Source organism: Microcystis sp. LE19-10.1B (assembly GCF_027530565.1).
In the GTDB taxonomy this organism is placed as follows: Bacteria; Cyanobacteriota; Cyanobacteriia; order Cyanobacteriales; family Microcystaceae; genus Microcystis; species Microcystis aeruginosa.
Genome location: NZ_JAPZQM010000060.1, coordinates 1 through 5,910, shown reverse-complemented (window position 1 = coordinate 5,910; position 5,910 = coordinate 1). Strand labels below are relative to the sequence as shown.

The following is a 5,910-nucleotide window of genomic DNA, read 5'->3' as shown; positions in this document are numbered from 1 at the left end:
AAATATTGGAAGAAAGGTAGTCGGAGAGGCCGCCTTTAGCGGGAATCCGATAGAGAGGTTCGTAGTTAACCCAGTACGGGTCAAAGCGTACAAAGCTAATTCTAGATGCAATATTTGCGTACAGAATTAGTAACTATAGAGTTTTATCTCCAGAAAACGGGTTTCTCAAAGAAACCCGTTTTCTCAGTTCCAATGGCGCTTAAACTAATTGTAATCCAACTAATTCCATAATTAAGGCGATCTGCCAAAAGTTCAGAAAAGGGGTTTCTCAAAGAAACCCCTTTTCTTCCGTTTTCTCAGTTCCAATGGCGCTTAAGTGCCGCTGCCGTTCCCAGTAAGCCTAGGGCCAGCAAACCTAAGACAGAACTTGATTCAGGAACAGGAACAGGAACAGTCTGGGCAAAGCGAACTTCAGAGAGACCAATAGGCCCTGGTGCTGTCCAACCAACGAACCAATTGTTTGCTACATCAATTCTAGCATATTGGGCTTGAATCAAAGGGAAGGAAAAAAGTGTGGCAGGTATGTTGTTCGAAGTGCCTTCGGGAAGTGTTAGGGTTCCTGATACATAAACTGGACTGCTAAAGTCGGAGTTATTGGAGAGAATTAGTGTGAAATCCTTGATTCCGCGATCAGTAGCTGTGGTATTAAAAGCGTTGTAATTCCACAAAGCCAAGGTATCTAAGAACACAGAACTGCCAAAATTAAAATCAAGATTGACATCAGCAGGAGTCGTCCCGATTTCTAAACGTACTCCCCAGAAATTAGACAAATCGGTACCTCCGACGTGCTGTTGCTGCAAAGCGTTTCCAGGTCCAGTCAACCCATTGCCGTTGGCAGTGTTGACTAAGGCTCCAACGGTGGGAGTAGCAGAGCCTGCATTAAGCGTTAAGGTTGGAGTCGGATTGTAGATGATCGGCAGCGCTTGGACGGGGAGGACAGTCAGTACAGCGATCGCGCTAACTGTGCCAGCGAAGACAACACCAGCCAGAGAGAGAGATTTGAAGGTAGTTGTAAAATTCATGGGCAATTTTGGGCAAATTCCACCAGCATCTTACCCCCCCCCGATTTTGTCAAATATCGCTTTTTTATCGATTGCATAGATGTATAGAGTTTTATCTCCAGAAAACGGGTTTCTCAAAGAAACCCGTTTTCTCAGTTGATGAAATAAGCTAAAATCGAATCAACTCGTTGCCCTCGCCTTATGTTTTCTATCCAAACTACCTACACTCAAGCTCAAGAAAATTTAGCGAGCCTTCTGGATCGACTGGAAAGCGAGAATAGTATGGCGATTATTACGCGCCCTGGTCATAAAGATATGGCACTATTAAGCGCAGAGGAATTAACTGGCTTATTAGAAACCGTTTATCTTTTGCGATCGCCTGCGAATGCTCGAAAGTTATTGGCAGCACTGGAACGTTCAATGGAGAGGGACGTTCAAACAATACCGGGACAGACAGTTACAGAACTTTGTCAGGAGTTAGGAATTGAACGCCAAGAGTAGGGCAATTGTCTTTGATCACCAATTTCGGGAAGATTTAAGATGGTGGTATAAAACAGATAAAAAAGCTGATTAAGAAAACGGGTTTCTCAAAGAAATCCGTTTTCTTCCTTTTTCTTCCCAAAGAAATCCGTTTTCTCAGTTCCAATGGCGCTTAAACAGAAAACGGGTTTCTCAAAGAAATCTGTTTTCTTCCGTTTTCTTCTCAAAGAAACCCGTTTTCTCAGTTCCAATGGCGCTTAAATGCCGCTGCCGTTCCCAGTAAGCCTAGGGCCAGCAAACCTAAGACAGAATTTGATTCGGGAACAGAAACGGGAGCAATGGGAGTCCCCTCCAAATTCAGAGTCCAACTGCCAAGACTGCCAGTATCAGCAGCCGCAAGATCTGAAATCGTCAGCCGCCAGTCGCCGGCGGTCTGGGAGCCACCCAAGGAAGTGAGTATGGGAACAAGGGTTCCACTACCCGCACCGGTGGGGAAGTAGTTGCCGCCGGGGATGACAAAATCATCACCCCCGGAAGCCGCTACGGACCAGATGTTGCTGGTGGAGGCATCATTGAAGCTGTAGTTGCCGTTGAAGTTGCTGGCGTCACCGAGACCAGTGGTCACGCGACCGATCCGGTTGAACAGCGATACTGTCGTGTTGGTTGGGACGTAGGTGAGATTGGCGATCAAATCACCTACGTAGGAGTGGGTTAGGTTATTGAGGGTGACGGTGATGTTGGTGATCGAGAAGTTGGAACTGGTGGGAATGGTAATAGTGCTGGAAGCACCTGTGGCGTTGTTGTCAGGGATGCTGAAACCAGTACCAGTTCCAGTAAAGGTGACGGCGCTGGCGGGGAGGACAGTCATTCCAGCGATCGCGCTAACTGTGCTGGCGAGGACAACACCGAGACCAGACAGAGGTTTGAGGGTATTCATTGGCAATTTTGGGCAAATTCTGCTCCAAATCTTACCCCCCCCCCCCGATTTTGTCAAATATCGCTTTTTTATCGATTGCATAGATGTATAGAGTTTTATCTCCAGAAAACGGGTTTCTCAAAGAAACCCGTTTTCTCAGTGCGATCGCTGGTGGAAGATCGGGTTTGGGATATTTGTAATGTTTGATACAAAGCTCTGGATTATCTGTTCTTAAGATGAAGGCTGGTGTTGCTAATTGATCGGAAAAGAGGCCGGCGCAAGCAGATAAAAACCGCAGAGAAGCTTGTGCCGTGGGATCAAAATTATTAAGCGGAGAATAGCCTCTGACCGGAATTCAACATCAAAGTTAGTAGGAAACTTGTCATCGCCTAAGTAAAGTAACCCTTTATCCACGACACAACACAATAGGAAAAATACTTATGAGTTATGGAACCCGTGTTCAAGCTATCTCTCAAGTAACGGATCGTAAACCCCTACCTAGCAAAATTCCTCAGCGTTTAGAGGCCCTCTGGGCAACCGATGTCTTTACCCTGAGCAAAATGCAGGCCAGTCTCCCGAAAGACGTATTCAAGTCGGTCAAAAACACGATTTTAACCGGGGGAAAATTAGACGTTTCCATCGCCAGTGCGGTAGCGGCAGCGATGAAGGATTGGGCCACGTCCAAAGGGGCGCTGTACTATGCTCACGTCTTCTATCCGATGACCAACGCCACCGCCGAAAAACACGATGGTTTTATCTCCGTGCAGAGCGACGGTTCGGTGATCACGGAATTTACGGGCAAAGTCTTAGTACAGGGAGAACCGGACGGGTCTTCCTTTCCTAACGGCGGACTTCGCTCCACCTTTGAAGCGCGGGGTTACACCGCTTGGGATGTCACCAGTCCCGCCTACGTCATGGAGACGGATAATGGTGTCACCCTGTGTATCCCCACGGTTTTCATCTCTTGGACAGGAGAGGCCCTCGACAAAAAAACGCCGCTTTTACGCTCGATTTCATCGATGAGTAAAGCCGCCACCAGGGTGCTTAAGCTCTTAGGACATACGGAAGTCGCCCCCGTTAACTCCAGCTGCGGTGCTGAACAGGAATATTTCCTCGTAGATGCTCATTTTGCCCATAGTCGCCCCGATTTACTGCTCACCGGTCGCACCCTATTTGGTAAACCCGCCGCCAAGGGTCAACAGTTCGACGATCATTATTTTGGCGCGATTCCCGAACGGGTTCAGGTGTTTATGCAGGAAGTAGAGGAAAGAATGTATCGCCTCGGCATTCCGGCCAAAACCCGCCATAATGAAGTCGCCCCCGGACAGTTCGAGATTGCCCCCTTTTTCGAGGCGGCCAACGTGGCCAGTGACCATCAGCAGTTAATTATGACTTTGCTGAAAAGTACGGCTAAAAAACACGGTTTTGTTTGCCTACTGCACGAAAAACCCTTTGCGGGAATTAATGGTTCGGGAAAACACGTTAACTGGTCCGTCGGCAACGCCACCCAGGGCAATCTGTTAGATCCGGGCGATACTCCCCACGCTAATATGCAGTTTTTGTTATTCTGTGGGGCGGTGATTCGTGGCGTTCACAAGTACGGGCCGCTTTTACGCGCAGTGGTGGCTACCGCCAGCAATGATCACCGTTTGGGGGCAAATGAAGCTCCCCCCGCCATTATTTCGGTATATTTGGGCAGCCAGTTAGAAAAGGTATTCGACCAAATTAGCCAAGGCCGAATTGAGGGTTCTGATGCCCCGGGGTTGATGGATCTCGGTGTCGATACCCTGCCGGTATTCCCCAAGGATCCTGGCGATCGCAATCGTACCTCTCCTTTTGCTTTTACGGGCAATCGCTTTGAATTCCGGGCTGTGGGTTCTAATCAGTCAGTTTCTGGGCCGCTGGTGGCGATGAACACGATTCTAGCCGATTCCCTGACTTGGGTGGCGGATAACCTAGAAAGCCGGATGAAAGCTGGGGAAGACCTCAATACTGCTGCCCAGGGTGTTCTCAAGGAGATCATGGACAAACACAGAAATGTGATCTTCGGAGGTAACGGATATTCCCCAGAATGGCACAAAATGGCGGTAGAAGAGCGCGGTTTGGCTAATCTCCGCACCACTGCCGATGCTTTACCCGTGCTGAGGGCCGATTATATTGAAGAACTGTTTACCCGTATGGGTGTGCTTACCCCCGTGGAACTGGAAAGTCGTTTTGATGTCTATGCGGAACAGTATTTGCTGGCCATCGAGGTGGAAGCGAAACTGGTGGTGAGTATGGCTAAAACGATTATTTATCCCGCTGCCGTTCGCTACTTGTCAGAATTGTCCTCGGCGATCGCTAATGCGGCGGCGATCGGCATCGAGATGGATAAGGAAAGGGCCCAAACCGTCTCGAATTTAATTAAATTACTGATGGATGGCGTTAGCAAACTGAGTGAGGCCACGGCTAAAGACGATTTTGACTCGATCGAGGAACATATGCAGCATTCCGCTCAAACAATCCGTCCCTTGATGGATAAGGTGCGCGAATATGCCGACACACTGGAAGGGGAAGTGGCCGACAATTTCTGGCCGCTACCTACCTATCAAGAAATGTTGTTTGTTAAATAACATGACGGCAAGGAGGGGGTAAATAGCTGGAAAAATGATTGGCCACCCCCTTCTTTTTAGCTGTTATCGAAACAACCCTGGGTGCATCTCATTTTTGCCCTCTCAAAAATTAATTATGCAAGAACTCTATAGTAGGGTTGATTCATGAATCAACCCTACCCAAACCCTAGAGCGCATTAGTTTTTCGGTGGGATGCTTACAGGCAGCTGCTGATATATCTGTAATAATTTAAGGGTCACTGATAATTGCTGATTGTCGGTATTTCTGCAAATGTGAGATGCACCCAACAACCCTTGTCTAAAACCTCGCCTTCTAGTCAGATTCTTCCCTCCTGCCTCCTGCCTTCGTTAGCTCTGGTAGTTTTAAGTTATGTTAAGAAAAGTAGTGCGAAACGTTTAGGCATGAAATAGGGAACCAAATGCCCGAAATAACCGCCTAGTAAGGTCTTCAGTCCCCTGACTGAATCTAACAGGTCAACCCAGACCAGCCTTATAACTGTTTATATGTCCCGACGTTTAGTATCAATACGATACCAAACTAGGCAAAGGGACTCAAGGTCAATACACTTTGTAACAATTATTCACAAATTGTTACAAAGGTGAGAGTAACGGCGATAGCCACCCCCAGATTCAGAAGTCACAATTCTGGGACTGAAGCGGGGAACGGAAGGCTCCGAGGTGTAACCTAACACCAGAATCGAGACCACTGCCAACCATCCATGATTAGGTGTGAACCGAATGTCCGACCTGAACCATCGTAATTATACTTTAGACGTTCATAATCTGAGATTTATTAAACTTCTGAAATCGTAGAGTCAGCAAGGAATCCAGTTCTTTTTTATGTTTCAAATGGGCATCATTCAAACATTCATAAATGGCTGAAGAAAAGTCAGAAAAGTTTT

At 47.5% G+C, this 5,910-nt stretch carries 4 protein-coding genes and 1 pseudogene; 2 read left to right on the top strand and 3 right to left on the bottom strand.

Features of this window, described 5'->3' with window-relative positions:
• Positions 1–296: 296 nt before the first annotated feature.
• Complete coding sequence (locus tag O9332_RS02230; RefSeq protein WP_002763658.1) at positions 297–1,022, bottom strand: PEP-CTERM sorting domain-containing protein; 726 nt, start codon at positions 1,020–1,022, stop codon at positions 297–299.
• A gap of 180 nt (positions 1,023–1,202) precedes the next feature.
• On the opposite strand from O9332_RS02230, the gene O9332_RS02225 reads away from it, so the two are divergent.
• Positions 1,203–1,502 (top strand): type II toxin-antitoxin system Phd/YefM family antitoxin, encoded by a 300-nt coding sequence (locus O9332_RS02225; protein WP_002763657.1) that lies wholly within the window; start codon positions 1,203–1,205, stop codon positions 1,500–1,502.
• 220 nt (positions 1,503–1,722) lie between these two features.
• On the opposite strand, the gene O9332_RS02220 is transcribed toward O9332_RS02225, so the two are convergent.
• Positions 1,723–2,418, bottom strand: coding sequence for a proprotein convertase P-domain-containing protein (locus O9332_RS02220; protein WP_288023466.1), 696 nt, complete (start codon positions 2,416–2,418; stop codon positions 1,723–1,725).
• 419 nt (positions 2,419–2,837) lie between these two features.
• On the opposite strand from O9332_RS02220, the gene O9332_RS02215 reads away from it, so the two are divergent.
• Positions 2,838–5,009: a glutamine synthetase III family protein gene (locus tag O9332_RS02215; protein ID WP_288023465.1), complete on the top strand. Its 2,172-nt coding sequence runs from the start codon at positions 2,838–2,840 to the stop codon at positions 5,007–5,009.
• A gap of 767 nt (positions 5,010–5,776) precedes the next feature.
• On the opposite strand, the pseudogene O9332_RS02210 reads toward O9332_RS02215, so the two are convergent.
• Positions 5,777–5,910: pseudogene (locus O9332_RS02210) on the bottom strand (IS630 family transposase); the annotation flags it as partial.

What these genes read in the sequence shown, in the direction of transcription:
- O9332_RS02230 (WP_002763658.1), bottom strand. Translation starts at nt 1,022, where the DNA reads ATGAATTTTACAACTACCTTCAAATCTCTCTCTCTGGCTGGTGTTGTC.
- O9332_RS02225 (WP_002763657.1), top strand. Translation starts at nt 1,203, where the DNA reads ATGTTTTCTATCCAAACTACCTACACTCAAGCTCAAGAAAATTTAGCG.
- O9332_RS02220 (WP_288023466.1), bottom strand. Translation starts at nt 2,418, where the DNA reads ATGAATACCCTCAAACCTCTGTCTGGTCTCGGTGTTGTCCTCGCCAGC.
- O9332_RS02215 (WP_288023465.1), top strand. Translation starts at nt 2,838, where the DNA reads ATGAGTTATGGAACCCGTGTTCAAGCTATCTCTCAAGTAACGGATCGT.